Source organism: Enterobacter sp. NFIX59 (assembly GCF_900113755.1).
GTDB classification, from domain to species: Bacteria; Pseudomonadota; Gammaproteobacteria; order Enterobacterales; family Enterobacteriaceae; genus Enterobacter; species Enterobacter pseudoroggenkampii.
Genome location: NZ_FOQN01000001.1, coordinates 957,867 through 984,120 on the forward strand (window position 1 = coordinate 957,867; position 26,254 = coordinate 984,120).

General features: G+C 61.2%; 30 protein-coding genes, 1 pseudogene and 1 riboswitch. Of the genes and pseudogenes, 16 read left to right on the forward strand and 15 right to left on the reverse strand.

Features of this window, described 5'->3' with window-relative positions:
- Positions 1 to 5 precede the first annotated feature (5 nt).
- From rutC to rutG, 5 genes are read left to right on the forward strand one after another with little or no spacing between them, the layout of a single operon-like run.
- Positions 6 to 392, forward strand: a complete 387-nt coding sequence (gene rutC / locus BM007_RS04680) for a pyrimidine utilization protein C (protein ID WP_008499822.1) — start codon at positions 6 to 8, stop codon at positions 390 to 392.
- A 7-nt stretch (positions 393 to 399) separates the two neighbouring features.
- Entirely contained in the window at positions 400 to 1,200 is an 801-nt protein-coding gene (rutD, locus tag BM007_RS04685) for a pyrimidine utilization protein D (RefSeq protein ID WP_090417401.1), read from the forward strand.
- Positions 1,201 to 1,209: 9 nt separating this feature from the next.
- Positions 1,210 to 1,800, forward strand: coding sequence for a malonic semialdehyde reductase (locus BM007_RS04690; protein ID WP_023327079.1), 591 nt, complete (start codon positions 1,210 to 1,212; stop codon positions 1,798 to 1,800).
- A gap of 9 nt (positions 1,801 to 1,809) precedes the next feature.
- Positions 1,810 to 2,304 (forward strand): NADH-dependent FMN reductase RutF, encoded by a 495-nt coding sequence (gene rutF, locus BM007_RS04695; protein ID WP_023327078.1) that lies wholly within the window; start codon positions 1,810 to 1,812, stop codon positions 2,302 to 2,304.
- Positions 2,305 to 2,325: 21 nt separating this feature from the next.
- Positions 2,326 to 3,648, forward strand: a complete 1,323-nt coding sequence (gene rutG / locus BM007_RS04700; protein WP_090417403.1) for a pyrimidine utilization transport protein G — start codon at positions 2,326 to 2,328, stop codon at positions 3,646 to 3,648.
- Here the strand turns inward: rutG and BM007_RS04705 are convergent.
- The gene (locus BM007_RS04705; RefSeq protein WP_090417405.1) at positions 3,636 to 4,559 is read right to left on the reverse strand and encodes a DMT family transporter; all 924 of its coding nucleotides are present in this window, start codon (positions 4,557 to 4,559) and stop codon (positions 3,636 to 3,638) included. The genes rutG and BM007_RS04705 overlap by 13 nt on opposite strands.
- Positions 4,560 to 4,676: 117 nt before the next feature.
- Complete coding sequence (locus BM007_RS04710; protein WP_024909630.1) at positions 4,677 to 4,850, reverse strand: con-10 family general stress protein; 174 nt, start codon at positions 4,848 to 4,850, stop codon at positions 4,677 to 4,679.
- A gap of 391 nt (positions 4,851 to 5,241) precedes the next feature.
- Between BM007_RS04710 and wrbA the strand changes: the two genes are divergently transcribed.
- Both wrbA and BM007_RS04720 read left to right on the forward strand, forming a co-directional pair.
- Positions 5,242 to 5,838, forward strand: coding sequence for an NAD(P)H:quinone oxidoreductase (wrbA, locus tag BM007_RS04715; protein WP_024909629.1), 597 nt, complete (start codon positions 5,242 to 5,244; stop codon positions 5,836 to 5,838).
- 20 nt (positions 5,839 to 5,858) lie between these two features.
- A complete protein-coding gene (locus BM007_RS04720) occupies positions 5,859 to 6,086 on the forward strand; it encodes a YccJ family protein (RefSeq protein WP_008499832.1) in 228 nt (75 codons plus the stop codon).
- Positions 6,087 to 6,121: 35 nt separating this feature from the next.
- On the opposite strand, the gene agp is transcribed toward BM007_RS04720, so the two are convergent.
- Positions 6,122 to 7,363 (reverse strand): bifunctional glucose-1-phosphatase/inositol phosphatase, encoded by a 1,242-nt coding sequence (gene agp / locus BM007_RS04725; protein WP_090417407.1) that lies wholly within the window; start codon positions 7,361 to 7,363, stop codon positions 6,122 to 6,124.
- A 152-nt stretch (positions 7,364 to 7,515) separates the two neighbouring features.
- Here agp and BM007_RS04730 point away from each other — a divergent pair, with 152 nt between their 5' ends.
- Both BM007_RS04730 and BM007_RS04735 read left to right on the forward strand, forming a co-directional pair.
- Entirely contained in the window at positions 7,516 to 7,959 is a 444-nt protein-coding gene (locus tag BM007_RS04730; protein WP_090417408.1) for a winged helix-turn-helix transcriptional regulator, read from the forward strand.
- 125 nt (positions 7,960 to 8,084) lie between these two features.
- A complete protein-coding gene (locus BM007_RS04735; protein WP_090417410.1) occupies positions 8,085 to 8,879 on the forward strand; it encodes an SDR family NAD(P)-dependent oxidoreductase in 795 nt (264 codons plus the stop codon).
- 1 nt (position 8,880) lies between these two features.
- On the opposite strand, the gene BM007_RS04740 is transcribed toward BM007_RS04735, so the two are convergent.
- Positions 8,881 to 9,240: a winged helix-turn-helix transcriptional regulator gene (locus BM007_RS04740; RefSeq protein ID WP_090417412.1), complete on the reverse strand. Its 360-nt coding sequence runs from the start codon at positions 9,238 to 9,240 to the stop codon at positions 8,881 to 8,883.
- A 100-nt stretch (positions 9,241 to 9,340) separates the two neighbouring features.
- On the opposite strand from BM007_RS04740, the gene BM007_RS04745 reads away from it, so the two are divergent.
- Positions 9,341 to 10,090, forward strand: coding sequence for an SDR family oxidoreductase (locus BM007_RS04745; protein WP_024909624.1), 750 nt, complete (start codon positions 9,341 to 9,343; stop codon positions 10,088 to 10,090).
- Position 10,091: 1 nt separating this feature from the next.
- Here BM007_RS04745 and BM007_RS04750 read toward each other — a convergent pair whose 3' ends face one another.
- Positions 10,092 to 10,595 (reverse strand): DedA family protein, encoded by a 504-nt coding sequence (locus BM007_RS04750; RefSeq protein WP_090417413.1) that lies wholly within the window; start codon positions 10,593 to 10,595, stop codon positions 10,092 to 10,094.
- Between the two features lie 160 nt (positions 10,596 to 10,755).
- Positions 10,756 to 10,925, forward strand: a riboswitch (M-box (ykoK) riboswitch).
- Positions 10,926 to 10,985: 60 nt separating this feature from the next.
- Here BM007_RS04750 and BM007_RS04755 point away from each other — a divergent pair.
- The gene (locus tag BM007_RS04755) at positions 10,986 to 11,987 is read left to right on the forward strand and encodes a magnesium transporter (RefSeq protein WP_032648991.1); all 1,002 of its coding nucleotides are present in this window, start codon (positions 10,986 to 10,988) and stop codon (positions 11,985 to 11,987) included.
- A 45-nt stretch (positions 11,988 to 12,032) separates the two neighbouring features.
- Here the strand turns inward: BM007_RS04755 and hpxK are convergent, their stop codons facing one another.
- From hpxK to hpxU, 7 genes are all read right to left on the reverse strand, one after another.
- Positions 12,033 to 13,271, reverse strand: coding sequence for an allantoate amidohydrolase (gene hpxK / locus BM007_RS04760; protein ID WP_090417415.1), 1,239 nt, complete (start codon positions 13,269 to 13,271; stop codon positions 12,033 to 12,035).
- Positions 13,268 to 14,509, reverse strand: coding sequence for a pyridoxal-phosphate-dependent aminotransferase family protein (locus BM007_RS04765; protein WP_061715577.1), 1,242 nt, complete (start codon positions 14,507 to 14,509; stop codon positions 13,268 to 13,270). The genes hpxK and BM007_RS04765 overlap by 4 nt, the downstream gene beginning before the upstream one ends.
- Positions 14,510 to 14,522: 13 nt before the next feature.
- Positions 14,523 to 15,260 carry an amino acid ABC transporter ATP-binding protein gene (locus BM007_RS04770; RefSeq protein ID WP_023327069.1) on the reverse strand — a complete coding sequence of 246 codons (738 nt, stop codon included), beginning with the start codon at positions 15,258 to 15,260 and terminating at the stop codon, positions 14,523 to 14,525.
- On the reverse strand, positions 15,241 to 15,897 hold the full coding sequence (locus tag BM007_RS04775; protein ID WP_072034229.1) for an amino acid ABC transporter permease: 657 nt from the start codon (positions 15,895 to 15,897) through the stop codon (positions 15,241 to 15,243). The genes BM007_RS04770 and BM007_RS04775 overlap by 20 nt, the downstream gene beginning before the upstream one ends.
- Positions 15,897 to 16,562, reverse strand: coding sequence for an amino acid ABC transporter permease (locus tag BM007_RS04780; protein ID WP_090418222.1), 666 nt, complete (start codon positions 16,560 to 16,562; stop codon positions 15,897 to 15,899). Before BM007_RS04780 ends, BM007_RS04775 begins: the two co-directional genes overlap by 1 nt.
- Before the next feature lie 4 nt (positions 16,563 to 16,566).
- Positions 16,567 to 17,349 (reverse strand): transporter substrate-binding domain-containing protein, encoded by a 783-nt coding sequence (locus BM007_RS04785; protein ID WP_090417417.1) that lies wholly within the window; start codon positions 17,347 to 17,349, stop codon positions 16,567 to 16,569.
- Between the two features lie 191 nt (positions 17,350 to 17,540).
- Positions 17,541 to 18,380, reverse strand: a complete 840-nt coding sequence (gene hpxU / locus BM007_RS04790; protein WP_023311063.1) for a MurR/RpiR family transcriptional regulator HpxU — start codon at positions 18,378 to 18,380, stop codon at positions 17,541 to 17,543.
- Positions 18,381 to 18,522: 142 nt separating this feature from the next.
- Between hpxU and hpxW the strand changes: the two genes are divergently transcribed.
- Genes hpxW through hpxZ form a run of 4 tightly spaced genes read left to right on the forward strand, consistent with a single transcriptional unit; the run spans position 18,523 to position 22,082 of the window.
- Entirely contained in the window at positions 18,523 to 20,106 is a 1,584-nt protein-coding gene (hpxW, locus tag BM007_RS04795; RefSeq protein WP_090417419.1) for an oxamate amidohydrolase, read from the forward strand.
- Positions 20,107 to 20,116: 10 nt separating this feature from the next.
- Positions 20,117 to 20,305, forward strand: a complete 189-nt coding sequence (gene hpxX, locus BM007_RS04800) for an oxalurate catabolism protein HpxX (RefSeq protein ID WP_024909607.1) — start codon at positions 20,117 to 20,119, stop codon at positions 20,303 to 20,305.
- Positions 20,302 to 21,699, forward strand: coding sequence for an AtzE family amidohydrolase (locus tag BM007_RS04805; RefSeq protein ID WP_090417421.1), 1,398 nt, complete (start codon positions 20,302 to 20,304; stop codon positions 21,697 to 21,699). The genes hpxX and BM007_RS04805 overlap by 4 nt, the downstream gene beginning before the upstream one ends.
- Positions 21,696 to 22,082, forward strand: a complete 387-nt coding sequence (gene hpxZ / locus BM007_RS04810) for an oxalurate catabolism protein HpxZ (protein ID WP_032649007.1) — start codon at positions 21,696 to 21,698, stop codon at positions 22,080 to 22,082. Before BM007_RS04805 ends, hpxZ begins: the two co-directional genes overlap by 4 nt.
- A 42-nt stretch (positions 22,083 to 22,124) precedes the next feature.
- Here hpxZ and puuE read toward each other — a convergent pair whose 3' ends face one another.
- The 3 genes and pseudogenes from puuE to BM007_RS04825 form a co-directional block, all read right to left on the reverse strand.
- Positions 22,125 to 23,057, reverse strand: a complete 933-nt coding sequence (gene puuE, locus BM007_RS04815) for an allantoinase PuuE (protein WP_090417423.1) — start codon at positions 23,055 to 23,057, stop codon at positions 22,125 to 22,127.
- Positions 22,945 to 23,813, reverse strand: a pseudogene (locus tag BM007_RS04820) (aspartate/glutamate racemase family protein); the annotation flags it as partial. The pseudogene BM007_RS04820 and the gene puuE, both read right to left, overlap by 113 nt.
- On the reverse strand, positions 23,813 to 24,529 hold the full coding sequence (locus tag BM007_RS04825) for a GntR family transcriptional regulator (protein WP_061715585.1): 717 nt from the start codon (positions 24,527 to 24,529) through the stop codon (positions 23,813 to 23,815). The pseudogene BM007_RS04820 and the gene BM007_RS04825, both read right to left, overlap by 1 nt.
- Before the next feature lie 144 nt (positions 24,530 to 24,673).
- Here BM007_RS04825 and BM007_RS04830 point away from each other — a divergent pair, with 144 nt between their 5' ends.
- Complete coding sequence (locus BM007_RS04830) at positions 24,674 to 26,170, forward strand: NCS1 family nucleobase:cation symporter-1 (RefSeq protein ID WP_070533571.1); 1,497 nt, start codon at positions 24,674 to 24,676, stop codon at positions 26,168 to 26,170.
- The last annotated feature ends 84 nt before the right edge of the window (positions 26,171 to 26,254 follow it).

Consider the following 26,254-nt stretch of genomic DNA (forward strand, 5'->3'; position numbering starts at 1 on the left):
ACACGATGCCGAAATCCGTAATTATCCCGCCGGGCACCAGCACGCCCATCGCCCCGTTTGTTCCCGGCACCCTCGCCGACGGCGTGGTGTATGTCTCCGGCACGCTGCCGTTTGATAAAGACAACAACGTGGTGTTTATCAACGACCCAAAGGCGCAAACCCGCCACGTGCTGGAGACGATCAAAACCGTGATCGAAACGGCGGGTGGCACGATGGAGGATGTGACCTTCAACAGCATCTTTATCACCGACTGGAAAAACTACGCCGCGATTAATGAAATCTACGCGGAGTTCTTCCCCGGCGATAAACCGGCCCGTTTCTGCATTCAGTGCGGGCTGGTGAAGCCGGACGCGCTGGTTGAAATCGCCACCGTTGCGCACATCGCGAAGTGAGGCGGCCATGAAACTCTCCGTCTCACCGCCCCCGTATGAGGGTGCGCCCGTGGTGGTCCTTATTTCCGGTCTCGGCGGCAGCGGCAGCTACTGGCTGCCCCAGCTGGCCGCGATGGAACCGGAGTATCAGGTGGTGTGCTATGACCAGCGCGGAACGGGCAATAACCCCGACGCCCTGCCGGAAGGGTACAGCCTGGCACAGATGGCGGACGAACTGGCCCAGGCGCTGGCAGAGGCCGGGATCGCGCGCTACAGCATCGTCGGCCACGCGCTGGGGGCGCTGGTCGGCCTGCAGCTGGCCCTCGACAGGCCCGACGCCCTCACCGCGCTGGTGTGCGTCAACGGCTGGCTGAGCCTCAACGCCCACACCCGCCGCTGCTTTCAGATCCGCGAGCGCCTGCTGCATTACGGCGGCCCGCAGGCGTGGGTTGAGGCGCAGCCGCTGTTTCTCTACCCGGCAGACTGGATGGCCGCTCGCGCCCCCCGTCTCGAGGCCGAAGAGGCCCTGGCGCTGGCCCACTTTCAGGGAAAAACCAACCTGCTGCACCGGCTTAGCGCCCTGAAAAAGGCCGACTTCAGCCGCCACGCCGCACGCATTCGCTGCCCGGTCCAGATCATCTGTTCCGCCGACGACATGCTGGTGCCCTCTGTCTGCTCGTCTGAGCTGCAGGCTGCGATCCCGCACAGCCACAGCGCGGTGATGCGCCAGGGCGGACATGCCTGTAACGTCACCGAGCCGGACACCTTTAACACCCTGCTGCTGAACGGGCTGGCCAGCCTGCTGCACAGTCATGAACACGCTTTATAAGGAGCTGTAATGAGCGAAGCCATTAATCCCACCGCGCTGGAAACGCTGTTCACCGGCGCCCGCACCCATAACGGCTGGCAGGATATTGCCGTCAGCGACGAGACGCTGCGCGAAATCTACGACCTGATGAAATGGGGGCCAACCTCCGCCAACTGCTCCCCGGCGCGCATTGTGTTTGTGCGAAGCGCGGAGGGAAAAGAGAAGCTGCGCCCGGCGCTCTCCAGCGGCAACCTGGAGAAAACGCTCACCGCTCCGGTCACGGCGATTGTGGCCTGGGACAGTGAATTCTACGAACGCCTGCCTGAACTGTTCCCGCACGGCGATGCCAGAAGCTGGTTTACCGCAAGCCCCGCGCTGGCGGAAGAGACCGCCTTTCGCAACAGCTCGCTGCAGGCCGCCTACATGATTTTCGCCTGTCGCGCGCTGGGGCTGGACACCGGCCCGATGTCGGGCTTTGACCGCCAAAAGGTCGACGAGGCCTTTTTCACCGGCACGACGCTTAAAAGCAATCTGCTGATCAACATTGGCTACGGCGACCCGGGCAAACTTTACGGCCGCCTGCCGCGCCTGACCTTCGACGATGCCTGCGGGCTGGCGTAAGGAGCGATGATGACGACACCGGATAAACAAACCTTTCGCGACGCCATGGCCTGCGTCGGCGCGGCGGTGAATATCATCACCACCGACGGTCCCGCGGGGATGGCAGGCTTCACCGCTAGCGCGGTGTGCAGCGTCACGGATTCCCCACCCACCCTGCTGGTGTGCCTGAACCGCGGCGCGTCCGTCTGGCCAACGTTCAGCGAAAACCGCACGCTGTGCGTGAATACCCTGAGCGCCGGGCAGGAGCCGCTCTCAAACCTGTTTGGCGGCAAAACGCCGATGGAAGAACGCTTCGCCGCCGCCCGCTGGCAGACGGGCGACACCGGCTGCCCGCGCCTGGAGGATGCGCTGGCCTCGTTTGACTGCCGCATCAGCCAGGTGGTGAGCGTCGGTACCCATGACATTCTGTTTTGCGACATTGTTTCGATTATTCGCCACCCCGCGCCGCAAGGGCTGGTGTGGTTTGACCGCGGCTACCACGCGCTTATGCGCCCCGCCTGTTAACCCGCTTTAAGGAGACAGACCATGTTCGGATTTCCCCACTGGCAGTTGAAATCGACCTCCACAGAAGCAGGCGTGGTCGCGCCGGATGAACGCCTCCCGCTCGGGCAGACGATGGTGATGGGCGTCCAGCACGCGGTTGCGATGTTTGGCGCCACGGTGCTGATGCCGATGCTGATGGGGCTCGATCCCAACCTCTCTATTCTGATGTCGGGTATCGGCACCCTGCTGTTCTTTTTTGTCACCGGCGGGCGCGTGCCCAGCTATCTGGGATCCAGCGCCGCCTTTGTCGGCGTGGTTATTGCCACCACCGGGTTTAACGGCCAGGGGATCAACCCCAACCTGAGCGTGGCCCTCGGCGGCATCATCGCCTGTGGTCTGGTGTATACCCTGATTGGTCTGGTAGTGATGAAGATTGGCACGCGCTGGATCGAGCGCATGATGCCCCCGGTCGTGACGGGCGCCGTGGTGATGGCGATTGGCCTGAACCTCGCCCCGATTGCGGTCAGAAGCGTCTCCGCCTCGCCGTTTGAAAGCTGGATGGCGGTGATCACCGTGCTGTGCATCGGCCTGGTGGCGGTGTTCACGCGAGGCATGATCCAGCGGCTGCTGATTCTGGTCGGGCTGATTGTTGCCTGTCTGGTGTATGCCCTGCTGGCGAACGTTTTTGGTCTCGGCAAGCCGGTGGATTTTACGCTGCTGCATCAGGCCGCCTGGTTCGGCCTGCCGAAAGTGACCTCGCCCACCTTTAACACCCAGGCGATGATGCTTATCGCACCGGTGGCGGTGATCCTGGTGGCAGAGAACTTAGGTCACCTGAAGGCGGTCGCGGGAATGACCGGGCGCAGCATGGATCCGTACATGGGCCGCGCGTTCGTCGGTGACGGGCTGGCAACCATGCTCTCCGGTTCCGTGGGCGGCAGCGGCGTCACCACCTATGCCGAAAACATCGGCGTAATGGCGGTGACCAAAGTCTACTCGACGCTGGTCTTCGTGGCGGCGGCGGTAATGGCGATGCTGCTCGGCTTCTCACCGAAATTCGGCGCGCTGATCCACACCATTCCGTCACCGGTTATCGGCGGGGCATCGATTGTGGTGTTTGGGCTGATCGCCGTGGCCGGCGCGCGCATCTGGGTGCAGCATCGGGTCGATCTCAGCCAGAACGGCAACCTGATTATGGTGGCGGTCACGCTGGTGCTGGGCGCGGGCGATTTTGCCCTGACGCTGGGCGGCTTTACGATCGGCGGGATTGGCACGGCGACCTTCGGCGCGATCCTGCTTAACGCCCTGCTGAGCCGCCGGATGGCTGATGCGCCGCAGGGCGCCGTCGTGCATCAGGATTCCTGATTTAACGTCGCGCTGTCATTTTCTGGCAGCGCGTTTTTCTTCCGTTTGAGCTTCAACTCGCTCACCAGCACCCCGGCGACAATAAATGCCGCGCCCACCAGGGCCAGCAGCGGCAGACGTTCCCCAGCCAGTCGCCCGAAAATGCCCGCCCAGACAGGTTCACCGGTATAAATCACCGTCGCGCGGGTTGGCGATACGCTGCGCTGCGCCCAGTTCATGGTGACCTGAATAATGGCGCTGAAGATACCCAGACCCAGTGCGACCACAATCAGCCCAGTGGACATCGGCGGCACGGACTCCCCTGCCGGAACCATCGTCGCAAAGGCCACCAGCGACGCGGTAGCAAGCTGTACTACCGTAACCCGCTTGACGTCCACCTTGCCCGCCCAGGCGCTGATCAGGATAATTTCCGCCGCAATCGCAACCGCCCCGACGAGGGTGATGATCTCGCCCGGCCCCAGCGCCAGGAGGTTGTTTTCCGGCCCGGCCAGCAAAATCAGACCGATAAACGCCAGCACGATGCCAATACAGGACATCAGACCGGGCAGCCGCCCCAGGCACAGCCACTGCAATAGCGGCACCAGCGGCACATACATCGCGGTGATAAACGCGGATTTGCTGCTGGAGATGGTCTGCAATCCCCACGTCTGCAGGCTGTAGCCCATCGCTATCGCGACACCAATGGCCACGCCGGCCTTCAGCTCTTTGAGCGTCAGACCCCGCAGCGTGTTAAGCGAAATCAGCCCTACGGCAAGCGCCGCCGTCGCAAAGCGCAGACCAACGAAGAAGAACGGATCGCTGAGGGTCACCGCGTACTGAACGGCCAGAAACGTCCCGCCCCAGAACATGGTGATGAGAATGAGGATGGCTTCCTGCGGTTTTACGGAGAATTTAAAGCGTGAGACAGACATGCGGCACCAGCAAGTGAGAACAATTCTGTAGTGTGCGTTGCCTTTGGTTACAGTTCAATGTTGCAGAAATAAAAAAACCGCCGGGAGATCCCGGCGGCAGGGGTTCAACCCGGCGTGTTACTTACTGCTGCTGCCGTGGCTGTTTTTACCCCCTTTCTTGCCAGCTTCAGATGCGCGTTGCGGGTCATTCTTGAAGTTGCCCCCGCTATGCTGGCCACCTTTACGGCCTGCTTCTGATGCTCTTTCACGGTCTTCTGCGAAATTACCTGAACCACCACGATGGTTTGCCATTTCTAACCTCCAGAATGTGAAACATTAGACATCATATTGCATTCAGTAAAAGAGGATTCTTTCACCTCGCAACACAAGGACAGTGCCTTTATCTGTGCCGCGTGAAACTAAGCTTAGTGGAATGCCGCTATCCGGCAAGCCGCAGGTAATATTCTGCAACATGAACTCAGCCTTTCGGGTGAGATGACGCGACGGGAATGCATAAACCTTTCTTATCATTTTAAAAATCCGCACCGGGAAAGTTGTATCATTTTGCTACAAAGTCATTTTTCTACGCATGTTGTTATAAATCAAATAAATGGCGTTCATTTTTGCAGTCTGGCTGTGATGACATATCTTTAAAAGAACGCAGCGATCCGCTGTCAGAAAAACCAACGAGGAGTGATGCAAAATGGCAAAAGTTCTGGTGCTCTATTATTCCATGTATGGACACATTGAAACCATGGCTCACGCGGTAGCAGAAGGTGCAAACAGGGTTGATGGCGTTGAGGTTGTGGTCAAACGCGTACCGGAAACCATGCAGGCGGAAGCCTTCCTGAAAGCCGGGGGTAAAACACAAAACGCCCCGGTCGCCACCCCGCAGGAGCTGGCGGATTATGATGCCATTATCTTCGGCACCCCGACCCGCTTCGGTAATATGTCGGGCCAGATGCGCACCTTCCTCGATCAAACCGGCGGACTTTGGGCATCCGGGGCGCTTTACGGCAAACTCGCGAGTGTATTCAGCTCTACCGGGACCGGCGGCGGCCAGGAGCAGACGATTACCTCAACCTGGACTACCCTTGCTCATCACGGGATGGTGATTGTGCCGATTGGCTACGGCGCACAGGAGCTGTTTGACGTTTCCCAGGTGCGCGGCGGTACGCCGTACGGCGCAACCACCATTGCCGGTGGGGATGGCTCACGTCAGCCAAGCAATGAAGAACTGTCTATCGCCCGCTATCAGGGTGAATATGTCGCGGGTCTGGCCAAAAAACTGAACGGCTAACACCCAACAGGAGGACAAGCATGCCAACTCAAGAATCCAAAGCTCACCACGTGGGCGAATGGGCAAGTTTACGCAACACCTCTCCGGAGATTGCCGAAGCTATCTTTGAAGTCGCGAAGTACGATGAAAAGCTGGCCGAGCAGATTTGGGAGGAAGGTAACGATGAGGTGCTGGTGCGCGCCTTCGAAAAAACGGACAAAGACTCGCTCTTCTGGGGCGAGCAAACCATCGAACGTAAAAACGTCTAAGCGTTTCCCCCCGCTATCACGCGGGGGGTGCTCCTTTACTTCGCCGCGTTATTCATCACCGCATTGAATTTGTCGACAGGACAGAAGCCGTTCGCATCTACCGGGCAGCCCTTCAGCTCCAGCGTCACGCGCTGTGCCGGAGACTGCAGCGAAAGCACGCTGGCGTTACGCAGTTGCTCTGAGCTCTGGTAGACATACTCAATTTTCATCAGCTCCTGGTTGGCATTTTTGTCGTGCCAGCGCTGGAAGACAATTTTGCCGCCAATCGGGGTGCGCTCCTGCTGGTCGTGCAGCTGATAGGGTTTGAAATCCAGGGCGGTGAGCAGGGAAGCAATGTTCGAGTCATGCCCCACCAGCAGGGTGATCTTAGGTGCTTTCGCCTGGTCGGTGACCAGGGTTCTATCGATATATTTCACCAGCGGCTTCGCCACGTTTTGTGCCACCTCGGTGGAGGTAAACAGCGAATCCTGATAGCCGTTCTTCAGCTTCGACAGCACGCGCCACTGCTGGTCGGTCTTGATTTCACCCCAGGCGACCTGGTCGGCCGGGAAGCCTTCGTAATATTGCAGCGTGAACGCATCCACCAGCGAGTTACCCACCTTCAGCGGCCCGGATACGCCAGGCTCTTTTTCATAGTCGGCGCTGAAGGTATCTTTCGCATCCGCCAGCGAGCAGACTTTTTTCTCTTTGCACGACGGCGAGTCGGCGTAGTTTGTCATCTGCTCCAGCAGCTTGTAGCTGTCTGCGAGCTGCATTTTCTGCCGCTCGGCCTCCATCGCCTTCAGCGCTTTTTCGCGGAATTCCGATGAGTTGTCGGTAATCACCGGATTGAAGGTCGGATCCATGGTGCCCATTTTTTCCTGATGGTGCACAGGAACGTCGCAGCCCGGGAACGCGCCGGTAATGAAGAACTGTGCGGTCGCGACGGTACGCTGCAGGCTGTTGGCATAAGCGTAAACGCTATCCGCCGCTGGACATTCTCCCGTCTTCACCATCCCCTGCTGCGCCAGCCACTCGCGCATGTAATGGCCCATATAGACCTCCAGCACGCCGCCTTTAGTGGTGAGCTGACCGCCCGGCACCTCCCACTCCGGCCACTGCTTCGGCGTGGACTGCTCCAGCACGCTGCCGTTGTTGGCGAGCGGCGCGCGCAGGTTATGGCGACTCATGATTAAAACTTGCTCCAGCTGATACCCTTCCGGCGTCTCTTGCGCCTGCACGCCAAACGTTGCTGAAATGGAACCGGCGACTGCCAGCGCGAGTAGTGCTTTTCTCATCCCTAATTCCTCACTCGTTTTAAAATGTCGCGCTCAGTGTGACAGATTCGTCACAATTTTCCGGGAAGCATTTCTCAAACTGATGATTAACGTGCTTACGGTGTGTGCCAATTAGTTTTATAATAAAACCACACCCTGCCGGAGAATTCGCTGTGAAACGTACCCGCCTCGAAGAGAGCACCTGCCCCGTCGCCCGTTCGCTGGATATCATCGGCGACTGGTGGTCGCTGCTGATTGTTCGCGACGCGCTCCGCGGGATTAAACGCTTCGGCGAGTTTCAGAAAAGCCTCGGTATTGCGAAAAACATGCTGACCACGCGGCTCAAGCTGCTGGTAGACGAAGGCATTCTCCGGCTTCAGCCCGCCTCCGACGGCAGCGCCTGGCAGGAGTATGTCCTGACCGACAAGGGACGCGCCCTGCAAACCGTGCTGGTTGCCCTGTCCCAGTGGGGGAATGAATTTTTGTTTACTGAAAACGAATGCGGCACCGTGCTGGTCGATTCCGAACAGCGCAAACCCCTGCGCAAACTGGCGCTTATCGCCGACGATGGGCGCGAACTGACGCCTGAAGAGATAGTGGCTAAACTCCCCTCCTGACCGTTCCCGACGGCAAAAGCACAAAATGATCGCCAACATGGTTGCATTATAAAACCAAATAGCAGAGAGTTAATTCAGTTTCATCTTGAAACCAAATAACCCACTTTGCTTTGAGGTAACACACGATGACTACGCAAATCACCACCGCCCTGATCACGGGTGCCTCCTCCGGGATTGGCGCCGTTTATGCCGATCGTCTTGCCGCGCGCGGTGCCAACCTGGTGCTGGTCGCTCGCCGCGAAGATCGCCTGAAAACCCTCGCCGCCGACCTGCGCGCGCGCTATGGCGTGGCCGTCGATATACTGGTGGCCGATCTTACCGATGAAGCCGGGATCCGCGCCGTGGAAGAGGAGCTGCGCAGCAATACCGCCATTGATACGCTCATCAACAACGCGGGCACCGCGCAGATGGCACCGTTCCTCGCGGGCGAGGTAGCGCAGCATCAGGCCATTAATACCCTGAACACCACGGCGCTGATGCGTTTGACCTACGCCATCCTGCCCCGCCTGGCGCAGAATAACCGCGGCACGCTGATCAATATCGCGTCCGTGCTGGCCCTGCACGTCCGGGCGGGAAGCGCGCTCTACAGCGCCACTAAGGCGTGGGTACTGAGCTTTACCCGTGGGTTACAGGAAGAATTTGCCGACAGCAGCGTGCGTATTCAGGCCGTACTGCCCGCCGCCACCGCAACGGAGATCTGGAGCCATTCAGGCGTCACGGTGGACGATCTGCCGGAAGGTTCGGTAATGACCACCGACGATATGGTGGATGCGTCGCTGGCGGGTCTGGATCAGGGCGAACCGATCACCATCCCGCCGATGCATGATGCAGGCCTGTGGGAGCGCTACGAAGCGGCGCGCCTTGAGCTGTTTAGCAGCGCACGCACCGGCATCCCGGCACCGCGCTACGTAAAACAGTAGCCTAACGCTGAAGCTGGTCGCCGTACTCGCTCATCCAGGCGGCCAGCGGCGAGAGTGCGTCCTGCAGGGTTAACCCCAGCCCGGTGATCTGATACTCCACGCGCGGCGGGATCTCCGGGTAGACCGTCCGCGTCACCAGCCCGCGCTGTTCAAACAGGCGCAGCTGCTTCGTCAGCTCTTTCTGGGTGATGGGTGCAGCCGCCCGCAGCAGGTCGCCAAAGCGTACGGGCGTATTAAAGACAATCAGGCGATAGAGAATGGGGATCGCCCATTTGCCGGAAATCAGGTTCACAAACTGCGTCATCGGGCAGGTATACGCCTCAGATTTTTTTTCACAGCACACCTCCAGCATTTCTGCCATAGCATACCTCTTGCCTAGTTAGTATCCATTTGGTACCTGGTTTCCTTTCGATACTAACGTTTCTATAGTGCTTTCTCCAGAGACATTTCAGGAGAAGAACATGGGTCGTTTAACCGATAAGTATACGTTGATTACCGGCGGCACCAGCGGCATCGGTCTTGCCACCGCGCAGGCGTTTATCGCCGAAGGGGCGCGCGTCGCCGTGACCGGACGCAACCCGGACACCCTCGCCGAAGCAGAGCGCATTCTGGGCGATAAGGCCTGGGTGATCCCAACCGATGCGGGCGATATCGCGTCGCAGAAAGCGCTGGCGGAAACCCTCGCCGCCCGCTGGCCGCGCCTCGACGCGGTGTTTCTCAACGCCGGCGACGTAACGCACGCGCCGCTGGAAGCCTGGCAGGAGGATGCGTGGGATCGCCTGATGAACATCAACCTGAAGGGACCGTTCTTTTTAATTCAGGCGCTGCTGCCGCTGCTGAATAACCCGTCGTCGGTGATCCTCTGCGGCTCCGTGAGCGCGCGCATCGGCCTGCCCACCAGCAGCGTGTATGCCGCGAGCAAGGCCGCCCTGCTGTCGCTGGCGCGCACGCTGTCGGCGGAGCTGCTGCCGCGCGGGATCCGCGTTAACGGTCTGAGCCCCGGTCCGGTGGAAACCCCGGCCTTTACCAAAACGGGCTTAAGCGAAGAAGCGCTTAACGCGATGATGGCGGAGATCATCAAGCTGGTGCCGCTCGGCAGAATGGGCTCGACGACGGAGCTGGCAAAAGCCGCGCTCTATCTGGCGTCCGACGAGTCGAGCTACACGGTAGGAACGGAGCTGCTGGTGGACGGCGGCATGGGGAGTTTGTAACTCAAAAGGCGCTGATGCCGGTGACGATGCCGACATACAGCGCCGCCCATACGCAGGCGGAAATCAGGCTGACGGCGTAGACCTTTGCTGCATTCAGCCTGAGCATCCCCGCCGCCAGCGGGACGATGTAACGCAACACCGCCAGAAATCGCGACGTAAAGAGCACGATGACACTGTTCTTTTGCAGCTGATGCTGTACCCGCAAGAACTTGTCGGCATGCTTTGAGGTAAAACGCGTGACCAGCCGGGTGTGCCCCATCAGCTGGCCGATATGGTAGTTCAGCACCGAGCCCGCCGTTGCCCCCAACACCACGGCCAGCCACGCCAGCGCAGGATGCATGCTCGCCTGGCTGACGGTCATGCCCGCCAGCAGCATCACCGAGGCGGGCGGCAGCACGGAGGAGATCAGCACCGTCGACTTGCTCAGCGCCATCATAAATAACAGCGCGAACAGATGTGCCGGATACAGCGCAAAATGATTCAGCAGATTATCAAACCACGCCATTTGCTTCTCCTCCGTTGATTATATAATCCTCCATTAGAAATGAATGACCTTAAATAAACCATCAACGCTTTATTAAATAAGATTCTCCTAAACCGTTCTTAAACATTATTTAATTTCCCGAGCGGCAATATCAAATAAGCGTATTATTTCCCTCGTTTTACAACGATCTCGTTATGGCGAGGCTCCTGTACAAATACACGTTATCGCTCTGGTAGGTTCGAGAGAATCGACACAGGGTAAAACAGGCACTGTCGAATCAAGGCTTTGTCAGTATAACTTCCCTCACGGGATACGGTGTACAGTGCTGAACCCAGGACGTGGGGATCTCCTCTTCGACATGCCCTGTCTTGCTCGCCCCTGAGAGATTTTATTATTCAAAGGGAATTCACTATGTCTTACGCTATTCACAACCAAAACCTGGCATTCAATGACAGCGCGATCGCGCAATATATGAATACCGATTTTATTGTCCTCGATATTTCATTATGCGTGGCGCTGGCGCGCGAGCAATTCTTCGAAAAATTAAAAGACGACGATATTCCGTCTCATATTTTTATTGAAGACAATGGCCGCCTGGCGGGCATGATTGCCGTGCGTAAATTGCTGCAGACCGCCGATACGGTACAGCCGGTGAAATCGCTGATGATTTCGCAGTTTTTGCAGGTCAAACCGGAGGATGAACGTGCCGACGTTGCCGGGCTGCTGGCGCACGGCGGCGCGGACGTGGTGCCCGTGGTCACCCACGGCAAGCTCGTCGGCTGTCTGACCGAGCGCGAAATCGCCCATCTGCTGGAAGATGACGTCACCGAGGATGCTCAGCTTCAGGGGGCGACGCTGCCGCTGGAGAAGCCCTATCTGGACACCAGCCCGTATAGCCTGTGGAAAAAACGCTCCGTCTGGCTGCTGCTGCTGTTTGTCGCGGAGGCCTACACCAGCTCGGTGATCCAGCATTTTGAAGAGGCGCTGGAGTCCGCCATCGCGCTGGCGTTCTTCATTCCGCTGCTGATCGGCACGGGCGGCAACAGCGGAACGCAGATCACCTCCACCCTGGTGCGCGCCATGGCGCTGGGGGAAGTGCGTCTGCGCGACGTTGGCCGCGTGCTGCGTAAAGAGATGACCACCTCGCTGATGATTGCCGCCACGCTGGGTCTGGCCGGATGCATCCGCGCCTGGATGATGGGGATTGGGCTGGAAATCACGCTTATCGTCAGCCTGACGCTGGTGTGCATTACGCTCTGGAGCGCGATTGTGTCGTCCGTCATTCCGATGGTGCTTAAGCGCTGCGGCATTGACCCGGCGGTCGTCTCCGCCCCGTTTATCGCGACGCTGATCGACGGCACCGGGCTGATTATCTACTTTAAGATCGCGCAATATACGCTGGGGCTGGAGTAACGCTGTTCCCTGCCGGGTGGCGCTACCGCTTACCCGGCCTACAAATTAACGCGCAACACCGTCAGCCAGCGTTCTCACCGCCCGCCCAAACGCCTCAATCGCCAGGGCGACATCCTCAGCCATCACCGATTCGGCCGGATGGTGGCTGACCCCGCCCTTACAGCGCACAAACAGCATCCCCACCGGCCAGCGTTCGGCCAGCGCTATGGTGTCATGCCCGGCGCCGCTGGGCAGGGATAACGAGCGCCCCTGCACCGTTTCAACGGCCTGCCCCAGCAGATCCTGCAAACGCGCATCGCACGGCGTGGCGGCGATACGGTAAAACTCCTCGGCGCTGAAGCTCAACCCGCGACGCGCGGCAATCGCCTGCGCCTGCGCCAGCAGTTCAGCGAGCAGCGCGTCAAGCGGGGCATCCTGCGGGCCGCGAATATCCAGCGAGAGCGCAACCTCGCCCGGGATCACGTTGACCGCGCCGGGCAGGCAGCGCAGCTCACCGACCGTCGCCACCCGGTTGCCGCCCTGCTGTCGGGTGATGTTTTCGATCACCACCATCCATTCGGCGGCGGCGGCCAGGGCATCCTTACGGTGACTCATCGGCACGGTACCCGCGTGTCCGGCCTCGCCGGTGAAGCGGCAGCTGAGGCGGCGCGCGCCGTTAATGGCTTCCACCACGCCCAGCGCCAGCCCTTCCTGCTCCAGACACGGCCCCTGTTCGATGTGCAGTTCCAGACAGGCGCTGAAATCGTCCTGATGACGTGCCGCGAGCGCCACGCGGGCAGGATCGAGCCCCGCCTGCACCATCGCCTGCGCCACGCTGATGCCCTGAGCATCGCACGTCTCCAGCCAGCCCTGCGGCCAGGAGCCCGTAATACCCCGGCTGCCTAACAGGGTGATCCCAAAACGGGTTCCCTCTTCGTCGCCAAAGCCGACAATTTCTATGGCCTGCGCCAGATGCAGACCCTGCTGGTGCAGGCTGTCCACCACTTCGATGGCGGTGAGCACCCCGAGCATGCCGTCGTAGCGCCCGGCGTTGCGCACGGTATCCAGATGAGAGCCGAGCAGCACCGCCTGCGCCCCTTCCTGCGCGCCCTCATAGCGACCGCAGATATTGCCCACGCTGTCCTGCCAGACGGTCATGCCCGCCTGGCGCATCCACTCCCCGACCAGCTGGTTGGCCTGCAGATGCTGCGTGGAGAGATAGACCCGTGTCAGCGCATCCGGGGTTTCGCTGATGGCGGCCAGCGCGTCGGCCCGCGCCATCACCCGCTCTGCCACCGGGCTCATTGCGGCGTCTCGCGGCTATAGTGGTCCCACGCGGCCTGCATGGCGGCCCCCTGCGTGGTGGTGAATTTGAGGTAGTTCAGCACCGACTCCAGCGCGCTCAGGGTGGTCATCACGCAGTCCTTGCGCGCGTTATAGCCCATGGTGCCAATGCGCCACACTTTACCGTGCAGCGGGCCAAACGAGGTGCCGATTTCAATCCCAAAATCCTCCAGCATCAGCTTACGCACCTGGTCGCCGTTGATCCCCTGCGGAATGACCACGCCCAGCACGTTGTTCATCTTGTGCTTCAGGTCGCCGAAGGTCTCCAGCCCCATCGCCTGAATGCCCTTCAGCAGCGCATCGCCGTGCAGCCTGTGGCGGGCGATGCCGTTATCCAGCCCTTCCTGCAGGATCAGCCGCGCGCATTCGCGGGCGCCAAACAGCGCGGTAGTGGCTTCGGTGTGGTGGTTCAGGCGTTCCGGCCCCCAGTAGTCCATCACCATGCCGAGATCGAAATAGTTGGAGTAGATCATCTCCTCGTCGCCGTCGCGGTGGGCGTCGGTGCGAATGCCCTCTTCCACGCACTTGCGGCGGCGGATCGCCTCTTCCATCCGCGCGCTAAGCGTGATCGGCGACGTGCCCGACGGGCCGCCGAGGCACTTCTGCATCCCGGCCGAGACGGCGTCCAGCCCCCAGGCGTCGGTCTCCAGCGCGTTACCGCCGAGCGACGCGGTGGCGTCGGTATAAAACAGCACGTCGTAGCGGCGGCAGATCGCGCCCAGCTCCGCGAGCGGTTGCAGCATGGTGGTGGAGGTGTCGCCCTGCACGGTCAGCAGCAGGTGCGGACGAATACGCTTAACCGCATCCTCGACCTGGTCTGGGGTAAACACCTCGCCCCACGGCACCTCGATGGTATGCACCTCCGCGCGGCAGCGGCGGGCAATTTCGCACAGCAAGTGGCCAAAGCGGCCAAAGACCGGCACCAGCACCTTATCTCCCGGGCGAATGGCGGAGACCAGAATGGCTTCAATTCCCGCGCGGGAAGTGCCGTCCACCAGCATCGTCCAGCGGTTTTCGGTGCGGAACACCCCGCGGTAGAGCGCCATCACCTCGTTCATGTAGTGGGTCATGGCCGGATCGTACTGGCCGATCAGCTGGCTCGACATGGCGCGCAGCACGCGCGGGTCGGCGTTGATCGGGCCCGGCCCCATCAGCAGGCGCTGGGGCGGATTGATTTGCGGAAAGCGTGCGATATCCATTGTTCAGTCCTTATCAGTTGAGGCCGCGCACGGAGGAGATGAACTGCTTCAGTTCCGTGGTCTGCGGGTTGGCGAACAGCGTTTTGCTGTCGCCCTGCTCCCAGACTTTCCCCTGGTGCATAAACACCACGCGGTCGCCCACTTCGCGGGCAAAATTCATTTCATGGGTAACCAGTATGAGCGTCATCCCCTCGGCCGCCAGCTGCTCCAGCACTTTGAGCACTTCGCCTACCAGCTCCGGGTCAAGGGCGGAAGTGATCTCGTCGCAGAGTAATACTTTAGGCGACATCGCCAGCGCGCGGGCAATCGCCACGCGCTGCTGCTGGCCGCCGGAGAGGCTCGACGGGTAGTAATCCAGACGATCGCCGAGGCCAACCTTCTCCAGCATCTGCTGCGCCAGCGCCCGGCATTCGGCGGCGCTTTTCTTCAGCACCCGACGCGGGGCGAGCATCACGTTCTCCAGCGCCGTCATGTGCGGGAACAGGTTGAAGCTCTGGAACACCATCCCGACCGAGCGGCTGATTTCACGCGCCTGGGAATCCCGGTCGGTAATGGTCATGCCGCCCAGCTTGATGCTGCCGTCCTGATAGCCTTCCAGTCCGTTGATGCAGCGCAGCAGCGTGCTTTTGCCCGATCCGCTGCGCCCGATAATGGAAATCACCTGGCCCATGTCGATATCCAGATCGACGCCCTTGAGCACGTGGTTATCGCCGTAGTACTTCTGCACCTGATTAATGGTGATGAGAGGCATTGAATTTCGTCTCCAGATAGCGGCTGTAGCGCGACAGCGGATAACACAGAATAAAGTAGCCGAGCGCCACCAGCGCAAAGACCTTAAACGGCTGATAGGTCACGTTGGTCAGCATGGTCCCGGCCTTGGTCAGCTCGATAAAGCCGATAATCGACGCCAGCGCGGTGCCCTTGATCACCTGCACGGCAAAGCCGACCGTCGGCGCAATGCCGATGCGCAGCGCCTGCGGGGCGACCACGCGAAACAGGGTCTGGCCGAAGGTCAGCCCCAGGCAGCGCGACGCTTCCCACTGCCCTTTCGGCAGGGCGCGAATGCTGCCGTTCCAGATATCGAGCAGAAACGCGCTGGTGTAGAACGTCAGCGCCAGCGAGGCGGCGGTCCACGGCGAGACGTCGATGCCGAACAGCGCCACGCCAAAGAAGGCCAGGAACAGCTGCATCAGCAGCGGCGTGCCCTGAAACAGCTCGATATAGCCGCGGATGATGCGCTTCACCGTGCGCCCGCCCGTCAGGCGCAGCAGCAGCAGAGGCAGCGTCACCGCCGCGCCGCCGACGAAGGCCACCAGCGACAGCAGTACCGTCCAGCGCCCGGCCAGCAGCAGGTTGCGAATAATGTCCCAGTCGGTAAAGGTGGTCATCATGCCTGCACCCCCAGCCATTTGCGTCCCGCCGCCATCATCAGCTGGCGCAGGGTAATCGACAGCGCTAAGTAAATCCCGGTGGTCACCAGATAAACCTCAAAGCTTAAAAACGTTCTGGACTGGATCAGGTTGGCGGCGAAGGTCAGCTCTTCATAGGAGACCTGCGATACCACCGACGAGCCGAGCATCACGATGATGCACTGGCTCACCAGCGCCGGGTAAATGCGCTGCAGTGCGGGCGGCAGCACCACGCGAATAAAGGTCTGCAGGCGGGTCAGCCCCAGCACGCGTCCGGCCTCCCACTGCCCTTTCGGCGTGACCTGAATGCCCGCGCGGATAATCTCGGTGCTGTAGGCGCCCAGGTTCACCACCATGGCCAGCAGCGCCGCTTCCCCCGCCGTCATCTTCAGCCCCAGATTCGGCAGGCCGAAGACGATGAAAAACAGCTGGACCACAAACGGCGTGTTGCGGATAATTTCCACGTACGCGCCCCAGATGCGGCTGAGCCAGGTCGTGCGTCCGCTGCGGATCGCCGCCCCGACAATCCCCGTTGCCAGCCCGCCGACGGTTGCCATCACCGTCAGCTGAACGGTGACCCACAGCCCGGCCAGCAGCTCCGGCCAGTGCGGCCAGAGGGCTGAAAAATCAAGTTGCTCAGTCATCGGCTCAGGCGCCAAGGTTTGCCGGCAGCGGGGCCTTAAGCCATTGCTCGGACAGGCCGTTCAGCGTACCGTCCTTGATGCCCTGCTCAATCAGCGCATCCACTTTTGTCTTCAGGGCCGGTTCGTTCTTCTTCAGGCCAATAAAGCACGGCGAATCTTTCAGCATAAAGCTCGGCACCGGGGCTTTCGCCGCGTTCTGGCGCGAAATGGCCGCCACCACAAGGTTGCCGGTTGCCACGTACTGCACCTGACCGGAGAGGTAAGCGGAGAGCGTGGTGTTGTTGTCTTCGTAGCGCTTCACCTCCGCGTCTTTCGGCGCCAGGCCGGTCAGCACCATGTCCTCCACCGCCCCGCGCGTCACGCCGATGGTTTTTCCGCTGAGCGCGGCGGCATCCTTCAGTTCAGCCCCTTTCGGACCAAACACGCCGAGGAAGAACGGGGCGTAGGCGCGGCTGAAGTCGATCACCTTCTCGCGCTCCGGGTTTTTACCGAGGCTGGAAATGACCAGGTCCACCTTGTCGGTTTGCAGGTACGGCACGCGGTTGGCGCTGGTTACCGGTACCAGCTGCAGCTTGAGCTTCATCTGTTTAGCCAGGTAGCGCGCCATGTCAATGTCGTAGCCCTGCGGCTGCAGATCGGTCCCCACCGAGCCAAACGGCGGGAAGTCCTGCGGCACGGCAATGCGAATGGTGCCGCGCTTCTCGATATCCTGAAGCTGGTCAGCCTTTGCCGGCAGCTGTGTGAAGAGGCATGCGGCCCCGGCCAGTGCAATCAACAATTTTTTCATGGTGCTTCCCCGTAACGTTAACATGAAACAAAAGATTCTTAGAATGTGATTTTGCAACTAATGTGCCAGATAAGACGAAGCGGGAAATATTGTTGTAAAGCCTGATAAAACGCGGGCGGGTCGAAAAAACGTGCGTTTCTCCGCCCCGTCAGCTGCACCATTTCAATGCAAAGCACCAGCCTGATGCCCCATTATCGTTGTTCGAGTTCGTCCAGCTGCTGGTAGAGGGAGGCAATTTCGTGAATGCGCGGACGGCCTTTATCGAGAATTTCATGCAGGAAGGCGTTCGCCAGCAGGTTGATCAGGCTGTTGACCGAGGAATAGCTGTCATAGGCCGAGACGCTGTCCAGCGGGGCGCAGAGCTGCCAGCTCGCCAGCGGGAACAGGCTGTGCGCCTGCGGCTCGCACATCAGCAGCACCGGAATACCGCTGCTCTGAAGCTGCTGCATCAGCGGGCGGATAATGCGCGGGCGGCGGCGGAAGGCCATCATGACCACCAGATCGTCCGGCGTTAAATCCACCAGCTCCTCGCCCAGGCTCTGCCCCGGCTGCGGCAGGACCAGCACCTGACCGCGCGCCTGCAGCAGCTGCTGGCGCAGGTGCAGCGCCGCCGGATAGGCGTTACGCATGCCGATAATGACGATGCGCCGCGCCTTAACCATGCAGGCCATGGCGTCGGCAAACTGCTGCGCGTCGAGGGCATTGACCCACTGGGTCAGGTTCGCCATCTCCTGCTTATAGTGACGCGCCAGCAGCGTATTGCCCTGCACCGCATCGCGGTTATCGGTGAGCGGCATCCCGCTCTGGCGCAGGGTGCGCAGCTCGTCGCGCATGTCTTTATATTTCTCATAGCCCAGACGCTTAAACAGACGGCTGACCGTGGCTTTCGACACCCCGCTCAGCTGCGCCAGCTCGGCGCTGTTGTAGCTAATGAGATCGTCAAAATGGTCGAAAATAAAGTCCGCCACCCGCTGCTCCTGCGGCGACAGCGACGGGTACTGTGCTTTCAGACGTTCATCCAGTTGTTCCATAGCGCCTCTGTAACTTTTGTTTCATCACATTTTGCCTTTCATTCTACCTTTCATTATACGTGCCAGTTTACTGAAACTTTTCTTTCAGAACTGGAACAGCTTTTGCAGCACCTTGTGACCTTCAGGGTTACGAGGACTCCTCATGCAAAGTAATGTCTCCACACACGGTATGGCGGTTGCGCCCCACCACCTCGCCAGCCAGAGCGCGCTGGCCGTGCTGCGCGAAGGCGGCAGCGCCATTGAAGCGATGGTCGCGGCGGCGGCCACCATTGCCGTGGTTTATCCACATATGAACGGGCTGGGCGGCGATGGCTTCTGGCTTATCGTGCCCCCGGAAGGCGAACCTGTCGCCATTGATGCCAGCGGCGCGGCGGGATCGCGCGCGACGCTGGCTGCCTACGACGGGCTCACGCAGACCCCCCATCGCGGCCCCCGTGCGGCGCTAACCGTCGCTGGCACGGTGAGCGGATGGGACGAGGCGCTGAAGGTCTCGCGCGAGATGACCGACAGGGCGCTGCCGCTGGCTCGCCTGCTGGCCGACGCCATTGACTATGCGCAGAACGGCACGCCGGTCACAGCCTCTCAGGCCCACGCCACGGCCAGTAAATTCAACGAGCTGAAGGACGTTCCCGGCTTCGCGGAAACCTGGCTGGTGGACGGCAAGCCGCCGCAGGTCGGGAGCCGTTTTTATCAGCCCGCCATGGCCACGACCCTCACGCGCCTGGTGGAGGACGGCCTGGACAGCTTTTATCGCGGCCCGCTGGCGGAAGTCCTGGCGCGCGGCATGGAGACGCTGGATCTCCCCGTGACGCTGGCCGATCTCAACGCTCACGCCGCCCGACGCACCGCGCCGCTGAAGCTGCAGCATCAGCAGGGGGAGATCTTTAACCACGCCCCGCCGACGCAGGGACTGGTCTCGCTGGCGATACTCGGCATTACCGACCGCCTGAACATGGCGGAAGCCGACGACGCCGAAACCCTTCACCGCATTGTTGAAGCCACCAAGCTGGCCTTTGGCCTGCGGGATGCCCACATCACCGACCCGCGCGCGCTGAAAACCGATATTCAGGGTCTGCTGGATCCCGCCGCTCTGCAGGCGCTTGCCGACAGGGTTGACGACGGCCGCGCCGCGCCGTGGGGAGCCGGCAAAGGCCCCGGCGATACGGTGTGGATGGGGGTAATGGATAAAAGCGGGCTCGCCGTGTCGTTTATCCAGAGTATCTATCACGAGTTCGGCAGCGGCGTGGTGCTGCCCGATACAGGCATCGTCTGGCAGAACCGGGGCGCATCGTTCAGCCTCGATCCGGCTCATCTTCTGGCCCTCGCGCCGGGCAAACAGCCGTTCCACACCCTGAACCCGGCGGCGGCGCGTCTGAAGGACGGTCGCGTGATGGTCTACGGATCGATGGGCGGCGACGGGCAGCCGCAAACCCAGGCCGCGCTCTTTACCCGCTACGTTGTTCAGGGCGTCCCCCTGCAGGAGAGCATCACCCGCCCGCGCTGGCTGCTGGGACGTACCTGGGGACAAACCTCGGATACCTTAAAGCTTGAAGGGCGTTTTTCACCCGAGACGGTCGCGCGCCTGCAGGCCCTCGGTCACGAGGTGGAGCTTTTTCCTGACTTTAGTGAAGCCATGGGCCACGCGGGCGCCATTGTTCGCCACCCCAACGGGCTGTTCGAAGGGGCATTTGACCCGCGCAGCAACGGCGCGACAGCCGGATTCTGAGGAGAAAAAAATGACGACACACCAACCCGACTGGCAGGCCTATCTGGCGCAAATGGAAACCGTGCTCGGCGTTGAGCTGGACGACGCCCGCCGCGCCGAGCTGCAGCTGCAGTTCAGCCGCATTGCCAGCATGGCCGCTCCGCTGATGGCGCTGCCGCTCGACGACCGTCTGGAGATCGCAGGAGTGTATAAAGCATGAGGCTACACGAGATGAGTATCGGCGCGATCCAGCATGCGCTGAACGCGGGAGAGCTGAGCGCTCGTGAGATTGCCCGCCAGACGCTGGAGGCGATTGCGCGCGTGAACCCACAGATCAATGCCTGGACCGCCGTGACGGAAGCACGCATGCTCGCCGAAGCCAACAATATAGATACCCTGCGACGGGAAAAGCGTCCCCTGCCGCCGCTGGCGGGCGTGCCTTATGCGGTGAAAAACCTGTTCGACGTTGCCGGCCATACCACCCTCGCCGGGGCCGAGCTGTTCAGCCAGCGTCCTGCCGCCGCCGCTGACAGCTTCGCGGTGCGCCAGCTGCGCAGCGCGGGCGGGCTGCTGACCGGGATGGTGAATATGGACGCCTACGCCTACGGCTTTACCACCGAAAACAGCCACTACGGCACGACGCGTAACCCGCACGACCTGGCGCGCATTGCAGGCGGTTCGTCCGGCGGCTCAGCCGCCGCCGTGGCCGCCGGGCTGGTGCACTTCTCGCTCGGCACCGACACCAACGGCTCAATTCGCGTTCCGGCCTCCCTGTGCGGCATCTATGGCCTGAAGCCCACCTTTGGCCGCCTGTCGCGATCCGGCAGCCATCCGTTTGTCGCAAGCCTGGATCATATCGGCCCCTTTGCCCGCCGCGTGTGCGACCTGGCGTCCGTGTACGACGCCCTGCAGGGGCGGGACACCAGCGACGGTTTTCAGGCAGAGAGCTCCCGCGAGCAGACGCGCCCCCTGCTCGATCGCGGGCTTGACGGCCTGCGCTGCGCGGTGCTCGGCGGCTACTTCACCACCTGGTGCGACACGGACGCCAGAGACGCCGTGGCGCGGGTGGCGAAGGCGCTCGATGTGCAGGATGAGCTGCAGTTCCCGGACGCCGAGCTGGCGCGCTCTGCGGCGTTTATCATCAGCGCCTCGGAAGGGGGAAACCAGTACCTGCCCGCGCTTCGCCGCGAGCCCGAGCGCTTTGAGCCGCACTCCCGCGAACGCCTGCTGGCCGGGGCGATGATCCCCTCCGCCTGGTACATTCAGGCCCAGCGGTTCCGCGCACACGCCCGGCAGGCGTTTAAAACCCTGTTCGCGCAGGCCGACGTGCTGATCGCCCCGGCCACCCCGCGCAGCGCCACGCTGGCGGGCGAGCAGACCATGGAAATTAACGGTCAGCCGCTTCCCATTCGCGCCAGCATGGGGATGCTGACTCAGCCAATTTCGTTTTTGGGCCTGCCCGTGACCACCGTTCCGCTGCGTACCGCGCAGGGTGCACCTATCGGCCTGCAACTGATTGCCGCGCCGTTTAACGAGCAGGCCTGCCTGCGCGTCGCGCGGGTTCTGGAGGAGAGCGGCATCACCGATGCCCGTCCGGCGGAGATAGCAGCATGATGAATCACGATGACATTAACCTCCCGTGGGTGGTTGCCGAGGTGACGGCCGCGTTTTACCGCTATGAGGACGCGCTGGTGAGCAACAACGTTGCGGTGCTGGACGAGCTGTTCTGGCACGACAAAAACACGGTTCGGCTGGGGGCGGGTGAAAACCTGTACGGGATTGATGAAATCCGCGCCTTTCGCGCGGCGCGCCCCGCCGCCGGGCTGCAGCGGACGCTGCGCCACACCGTCATCACCACCTTCGGGGAGGATTATGCCGTGTGCAGCACCGAGTTTACCCGCGAGAGCACAGAACGTATTGGCCGCCAGCAGCAGACGTGGGTACGGTTTGCCTACGGATGGCGGATCGTGGCGGCGCAGGTGAGTTTGATGTCGTAGGCCGGGTAAGTCGCAGCCGCCACCCGGCAAAACATCGCACACTTACTTCTGAAACGGATGCACCTCCCGCCAGTGGTCTGCAATCTGCTGGCGGGTACAGACCCACACCCGCTCGTGCTGCTGCACATAATCCAGGAACCGCTGCAGCGCGCGAAAACGCCCCGGTCGCCCCAGCAGGCGGCAGTGCATGCCGATGGACATCATCTTCGGCGCGCTTTCCCCCTCTTCGTACAGCACGTCAAAACTGTCCTTCAGATACGTATAAAACTGCTCGGCGGTGTTAAACCCCTGCGCGGTGGCGAAGCGCATGTCGTTCGCATCCAGCGTATAGGGCACAATCAGGTGCGGTTTGCGGGCGCCGTCGCCGCAGGCCACTTCCGTCCAGAAGGGCAAATCGTCGCCGTAGTAGTCGCTGTCGTAGTCGAAGCCGCCATGCTCCACCACCAGTTGGCGGGTGTTGGGGCTGTCGCGCCCGGTGTACCAGCCCGTCGGCGGCTTGCCGAACAGGTCGGTCAGCACCTGCACCGCTTTGTGCAGGTGTTCGCGCTCCTGTTGGACATCCATGTGCTGATAGTGGATCCAGCGCCAGCCGTGGCTGACCACGTCGTAATCCGCCGCCTTGATTGCCTCGACGATCTCCGGATGACGCGCCAGCGCCATCGCCACGCCGAAGACCGTCAGCGGCAGGCCGCGTTTCTGAAATTCATTGTGGATCCGCCAGAACCCGGCGCGGCTGCCGTATTCGTAGAGGGAGTCCATCGACATGTGTCTGTCCGGGTAGCTGGCCGCGCCGATGATGTCCGAAAGGAACTGCTCGGAACCGGCATCGCCGTGCAGAACGTGGTTTTCCGCCCCTTCTTCGTAATTGAGCACAAACTGCACGGCGATGCGCGCCTGATTCGGCCACCGCGCGTGCGGCGGGTTGCCCGCGTAGCCGCGCAGATCCCGCGGATAATCCTGTTCGAAAAGCCCCATTGCCACCCCCAAAAATTAAAATGAATTCAATGCCTGAAAATGCCCGCTTAACGCTTTGTTCTCCGGGAACGCCAGATCCCCGTGCTTGCTGGTCGACAGCCCCAGCGCCACCAGCGATTCCACCATCTTCACCGCCGCGCTGACGCCGTCGATCACCGGCACGCGCAACTCGCGGGTCAGCTCCTGCGCCAGGGTCGCCATGCCGCCGCAGCCCAGCACGATGGCGCCGCAGCCGTCCTCTTTCAGCGCCTGTATACAGCGCGCGCGCACTTTTTCCTGCGCCAGACCGCTACCGTCTTCCAGCGCCAGTACCGGAAGGTCGATGGCATGCAGCGCCGCGCAATGGTCCTGAAAGCCATACTGGTGCAGCAGATGACGGGCAATAATCAGCGTGCGCGGCAGCGTGGTGACCACCGAAAAGCGCGTCGCGACCAGCGTCGCCATATGCATAGCGGCTTCGGCGATGCCGATAACCGGCCCCTGCGCCAGCTCGCGCGCCGCCAGCAGGCCCGGATCGCCAAAGCAGGCGATCACGTGACCGTCCACGCCCTGCTCCCTGCCTTTTTTGATCTGTTCCAGGACACCAACGGCGGCGATGGCCTCATCAAAGTGGCCTTCTATAGACGGCACGCCCGCGCTCGGGCAGACCGCGAGGATCTCCGTCCCGGGTGCCGCCACCGCGCGGGCCGCCGCGCCGATGGTTTCCGTCATGGCGAGGCTGGTGTTGGGGTTGATCACTTGTATACAGACAGACATTACGACTCCTTGTGGCCGGCAAACAGCCGGGCAAAATCAGGCAGGCACTCGCCCGCCCGCTCGAAGCAGAGGCTGGCGACAATATGTTCAAAATGGTGCATTAGGGCATCGCTTAATGGCTCAAGCGCCTTCTGGCGCAGCAGATCCACCAGCTGCTCGTGATCGTTGCAGCGGCAGCCCTGACGCCACGGCGCGCCCCAGGTGGCGATCACCAGCGACGAGCGCTGGCTCAGGCCGATCACCATCTCAGTGATCACCTGGTTGCCGGAGATGGCCTGTAGCTGAATGTGGAAATTGGCGGAGTGGCGAATCGCCGCCGGGCCGTCATAGGCCTCGTGCGCCTGCTGTTCCTGCCGAATAATGGCCTCCAGCGCGGCAAGATGCGGCGGCTGGCAGTGCGCCAGCACGTCCGGCAGGTTGGCGACCTCCAGCAGGGCGCGGGTGCGGAAGATGTGCCTCGCCTCTTCCACCGTCGGGCTGGCGACGTGTGCACCACGCTTGGGCGTCAGGGTGACCATTTGCACAGCCGCGAGTCGTTGAAGCACCTTGCGGATGCCCGTGCGGCTCACGCCAAAGACCTCGGCCAGCGCCTCTTCCGGCAGTTTGCTCCCCGGCAGCAGCTGGTGTTCGACAATCGCGGTCATCAGCGCCTGAAAGATGGATTCGTCTTTGTCATGCAGGTCTGGCGCGGTCTGCAGGGCGTTTATGTTGTTCATTTACCACTCCGAATTTTACTTTCCGTTATCGAATCGTATACATAAAAATAAAATTTTGCATACAAGATTTATTATTTTGGCCTGAATCCTGCAACACCGTTTGCACTCCCACTCAACGGGTTTTCATTCACAGGAGCAGGTTTCATGCCAAACAGTCAAAACGCGCAGCAGGGTACGGCCGCTGATTCCGGTGCGGTTTACAGCCCACGTCTTTGCAATGAGGATCTGGCACCGACGCGTGACCAGAACTGGAGCTGGTACAACATCTTTTCGTTCTGGATGTCGGACGTTCACAGCATGGGGGGTTATGTTGTCGCCGCGAGCTTCTTTACGCTCGGGCTGGCAAGCTGGCAGGTGCTACTCTGCCTGCTGGTGGGGATTTGCATCGTGCAGCTGTGCGCCAACCTGGTGGCCAAACCGAGCCAGATGGCGGGCGTGCCCTATGCGGTGATCAGCCGTCAGGCGTTTGGCGTGTTCGGGGCCAATATTCCGGCGGTGATCCGCGGGCTTATCGCCTTTGCGTGGTACGGGATTCAGACCTATCTCGCCGCCAACGCCCTGATGCTGGTGGCGCTGAAGTTCTGGCCGTCGCTCTCTTCACTCACTACCGGCGCATTCCTGGGCCTGTCGCATCTGGGCTGGATCTGCTTTGCCATTATGTGGGTCCTGCAGGCGATGGTCTTCTGGCATGGCATGAGCGCCATCAAGCGCTTTATTGATATCGCCGGTCCGGCGGTCTACGTGGTGATGCTGGCCCTCGCCGGCTGGATTGTATACAAGACCGGATTTGACGGGATCTCCTTTACCCTCGCCAGTAAATCCCTGAGCGCGGGCGAGCAGACCTGGCAGATGATCACCGCCACCGCGCTGGTGGTCTCCTACTTCTCCGGCCCGCTGCTCAACTTTGGCGATTTCTCCCGCTACGGCAAAAGCATGGGCGAGATCCGCCGCGGCAACCGCTGGGGCCTGCCGTTTAACTTCCTGCTGTTCTCCATCGTCACCGTGGTGATTGTGTCCGGCACCCAGTCGCTGTTTGGCCGCATGATCACCGACCCGATTGAGACCGTCAGCCGCGTGGGCAACGATCTGGCCGTGGCGATTGGCCTGCTGACGATGATCACCGCCACCATCGGGATCAACATCGTGGCGAACTTCGTCTCCCCGGCGTTTGATTTCTCGAACTGCTCGCCGCAGAAGATCAGCTTCCGCACCGGGGGCATGATTGCCGCCGTCGGCTCGATCCTGCTCACCCCGTGGAACCTGTTCAACTCGCCGGAACTTATCCACTACACCCTGGACGTGCTCGGGGCGTTTATCGGCCCGCTGTTCGGCATTCTGATTGCCGACTTCTACCTGATTAAGCGCGGCAAGGTGTCGGTTGACGATCTATTCGACGACACGCCAAAGGGCAAATACTGGTACCGCAACGGCTTTAACCCGAAAGCCATTGGCGCGCTGATCCCGTCCGTTGCCGTGGGCCTGATCATCAGCTTTATCCCGGCCCTGCATGAGGTGGCGAACTTCAGCTGGTTTATCGGCGTCTTCCTGGGCGGCGTCACCTACCGCTGGCTGGCGCGGGAAGAGCGCGAAACGGCAGGCGCGACGTCGTTCGGTTCCCGCGTGGCGACGCAAAAAGAGTAACCCCTCCCTCCGGCCGCAGCGTATCTGCGGCCCGTTCATTCTGGCACCGTTCTTGCTGAGCCTTCTTACCCCCGCTACGCAAAC

What these genes read in the sequence shown, in the direction of transcription:
- rutC (WP_008499822.1), top strand. Translation starts at nt 6, where the DNA reads ATGCCGAAATCCGTAATTATCCCGCCGGGCACCAGCACGCCCATCGCC.
- rutD (WP_090417401.1), top strand. Translation starts at nt 400, where the DNA reads ATGAAACTCTCCGTCTCACCGCCCCCGTATGAGGGTGCGCCCGTGGTG.
- BM007_RS04690 (WP_023327079.1), top strand. Translation starts at nt 1,210, where the DNA reads ATGAGCGAAGCCATTAATCCCACCGCGCTGGAAACGCTGTTCACCGGC.
- rutF (WP_023327078.1), top strand. Translation starts at nt 1,810, where the DNA reads ATGACGACACCGGATAAACAAACCTTTCGCGACGCCATGGCCTGCGTC.
- rutG (WP_090417403.1), top strand. Translation starts at nt 2,326, where the DNA reads ATGTTCGGATTTCCCCACTGGCAGTTGAAATCGACCTCCACAGAAGCA.
- BM007_RS04705 (WP_090417405.1), bottom strand. Translation starts at nt 4,559, where the DNA reads ATGTCTGTCTCACGCTTTAAATTCTCCGTAAAACCGCAGGAAGCCATC.
- BM007_RS04710 (WP_024909630.1), bottom strand. Translation starts at nt 4,850, where the DNA reads ATGGCAAACCATCGTGGTGGTTCAGGTAATTTCGCAGAAGACCGTGAA.
- wrbA (WP_024909629.1), top strand. Translation starts at nt 5,242, where the DNA reads ATGGCAAAAGTTCTGGTGCTCTATTATTCCATGTATGGACACATTGAA.
- BM007_RS04720 (WP_008499832.1), top strand. Translation starts at nt 5,859, where the DNA reads ATGCCAACTCAAGAATCCAAAGCTCACCACGTGGGCGAATGGGCAAGT.
- agp (WP_090417407.1), bottom strand. Translation starts at nt 7,363, where the DNA reads ATGAGAAAAGCACTACTCGCGCTGGCAGTCGCCGGTTCCATTTCAGCA.
- BM007_RS04735 (WP_090417410.1), top strand. Translation starts at nt 8,085, where the DNA reads ATGACTACGCAAATCACCACCGCCCTGATCACGGGTGCCTCCTCCGGG.
- BM007_RS04740 (WP_090417412.1), bottom strand. Translation starts at nt 9,240, where the DNA reads ATGGCAGAAATGCTGGAGGTGTGCTGTGAAAAAAAATCTGAGGCGTAT.
- BM007_RS04745 (WP_024909624.1), top strand. Translation starts at nt 9,341, where the DNA reads ATGGGTCGTTTAACCGATAAGTATACGTTGATTACCGGCGGCACCAGC.
- BM007_RS04750 (WP_090417413.1), bottom strand. Translation starts at nt 10,595, where the DNA reads ATGGCGTGGTTTGATAATCTGCTGAATCATTTTGCGCTGTATCCGGCA.
- BM007_RS04755 (WP_032648991.1), top strand. Translation starts at nt 10,986, where the DNA reads ATGTCTTACGCTATTCACAACCAAAACCTGGCATTCAATGACAGCGCG.
- hpxK (WP_090417415.1), bottom strand. Translation starts at nt 13,271, where the DNA reads ATGAGCCCGGTGGCAGAGCGGGTGATGGCGCGGGCCGACGCGCTGGCC.
- BM007_RS04765 (WP_061715577.1), bottom strand. Translation starts at nt 14,509, where the DNA reads ATGGATATCGCACGCTTTCCGCAAATCAATCCGCCCCAGCGCCTGCTG.
- BM007_RS04770 (WP_023327069.1), bottom strand. Translation starts at nt 15,260, where the DNA reads ATGCCTCTCATCACCATTAATCAGGTGCAGAAGTACTACGGCGATAAC.
- BM007_RS04775 (WP_072034229.1), bottom strand. Translation starts at nt 15,897, where the DNA reads ATGACCACCTTTACCGACTGGGACATTATTCGCAACCTGCTGCTGGCC.
- BM007_RS04780 (WP_090418222.1), bottom strand. Translation starts at nt 16,562, where the DNA reads ATGACTGAGCAACTTGATTTTTCAGCCCTCTGGCCGCACTGGCCGGAG.
- BM007_RS04785 (WP_090417417.1), bottom strand. Translation starts at nt 17,349, where the DNA reads ATGAAAAAATTGTTGATTGCACTGGCCGGGGCCGCATGCCTCTTCACA.
- hpxU (WP_023311063.1), bottom strand. Translation starts at nt 18,380, where the DNA reads ATGGAACAACTGGATGAACGTCTGAAAGCACAGTACCCGTCGCTGTCG.
- hpxW (WP_090417419.1), top strand. Translation starts at nt 18,523, where the DNA reads ATGCAAAGTAATGTCTCCACACACGGTATGGCGGTTGCGCCCCACCAC.
- hpxX (WP_024909607.1), top strand. Translation starts at nt 20,117, where the DNA reads ATGACGACACACCAACCCGACTGGCAGGCCTATCTGGCGCAAATGGAA.
- BM007_RS04805 (WP_090417421.1), top strand. Translation starts at nt 20,302, where the DNA reads ATGAGGCTACACGAGATGAGTATCGGCGCGATCCAGCATGCGCTGAAC.
- hpxZ (WP_032649007.1), top strand. Translation starts at nt 21,696, where the DNA reads ATGATGAATCACGATGACATTAACCTCCCGTGGGTGGTTGCCGAGGTG.
- puuE (WP_090417423.1), bottom strand. Translation starts at nt 23,057, where the DNA reads ATGGGGCTTTTCGAACAGGATTATCCGCGGGATCTGCGCGGCTACGCG.
- BM007_RS04825 (WP_061715585.1), bottom strand. Translation starts at nt 24,529, where the DNA reads ATGAACAACATAAACGCCCTGCAGACCGCGCCAGACCTGCATGACAAA.
- BM007_RS04830 (WP_070533571.1), top strand. Translation starts at nt 24,674, where the DNA reads ATGCCAAACAGTCAAAACGCGCAGCAGGGTACGGCCGCTGATTCCGGT.